Source organism: Cohnella xylanilytica, from assembly GCF_014212175.1.
GTDB lineage: Bacteria > Bacillota > Bacilli > Paenibacillales > Paenibacillaceae > Cohnella > Cohnella xylanilytica.
Genome location: NZ_JACJVR010000131.1, coordinates 1 through 1,515, shown reverse-complemented (window position 1 = coordinate 1,515; position 1,515 = coordinate 1). Strand labels below are relative to the sequence as shown.

Annotated in this window: 1 protein-coding gene; it reads right to left on the bottom strand. The window is 53.6% G+C overall.

Annotated elements, in window-relative coordinates; translation table 11 throughout:
- Window position 1 precedes the first annotated feature (1 nt).
- Complete coding sequence (locus H7B90_RS29925) at window positions 2-1,360, bottom strand: IS4 family transposase (RefSeq protein ID WP_185139570.1); 1,359 nt, start codon at window positions 1,358-1,360, stop codon at window positions 2-4.
- Window positions 1,361-1,515 lie beyond the last annotated feature (155 nt).

Genomic DNA, 1,515 nt, shown 5'->3' with positions numbered 1-1,515 from the left:
CTCAACTTTCGCAGCATGAAATAGGCAGATAAGCCTTGATGTAATTGGGCAGAGCAGCAATCCACTCCTTGAGTTGACGCTGAATAAACGCCGAAAGCTTTTTGCCTGCTTTTGCAGCGACTTCACGGATCAAATCGACCAATTGCTGTAACGCTACGACCCAGTCCACCGCGCCGACTTCGTCACAAAGCAAATAAAACAGGCCGCCGAGCGAACGCACGTCCGTGCTTTGCCGATGCTGCCAGGCCAGCAGGATATAGCGCGAAAACACAATGGTCGTATGGCTTACGAGCATATCATACGAACGGCCCTGAAACTCGTTTTGCAGGCGCAGCAGCGACTTGGCGCACTTGAAGAAAACCTCGATGTCCCATCGCATCCGATAGATCCGGATGATGTCCTGGGCCGTCAGACCAAGGTCAGTCGAAAGCAGGGCAAGCCATTCGTTTTTCCTGGAACGATGGCGGACAAACACGACCACCACCGGGATTCCCGGGGCGAGCGAGGTTCGGATGAGACGAAGGATGTTGCGGTTCTTCCCTTCGACACGCGGGGAAGCGGCATACAGTTCCTTCAGGCTGAGCCGCTTCCCGTTCACGAGATAGCGCTTGTTATCGTTCTTGACCATGCCGATCACGTGCAGTCCGCGACGGATGATTGCCTGAATGAGCGGCGCATGTGTAAACCAACTGTCCATCAGGGCGTACGATGCCGAAACGCCGGCCTCAAGCGCACGATCCAGCATGGCCGCGATGACCTGCGGAGCCGTACAAAACGCTTCTTGCCGCCGCTTGTAGCCATGGCTTCGCTTGTCGATCCCGTCCGCCATGCCGTTGATGCCGGACTTCGCCGAACTCAGCAGCGCAAAGTCCATCGGGACAAACGAATGGCCGTCCGACCAGCCCATGGTCAGCATGCGGAAGCCTCTGTAGAAAGCGCCGGTCGCATGATCTTTGAAGCGCGCCAGCATCTCGACGGCCTTGCTCCGGTTGCGAGAGTACATGGAATCGTCGAAAATCAAGGCGGTCTCCCGGTTTGACGAGGTCAGCGGTTCGATTCTTGCGATCGTTTCGCCGCTGAGCGACAGCAAAAACCGCCGCCATGCGTAGCCGCCGTGATTCAAGAAACGATACACCGCATCTTTGCCGGGGAACGTCTCGCCTTTGTTGCTTTCCAGCAGACGAAACCAGTTCTTCTGATGGAACATCAGGACAAAGACAAGGCGAAACAACCAGGCGCAGGTAAATCCGAATTTCTTCCTGAACCCCGCGGCATTCAAGTGTTTGAGGACTTTCAATTCTTGGAAAGCAGGGTTAATCTCTTTTGGCAGTTGATCGAATGGCGCATTTTGTTTTATCATGTAGGAAACACCGTCTCTGCGTGGTTTTGGGATTTGGACAATTCCAATTATACCAAACAGAACGGTGTTTTTCATTTCGTCAAGCCTGGAACCAAACGCGAAAAAAACCAATCATACCAAGGAATTAGCGTCATTTTCTCTCTGCGAAAGTTGAG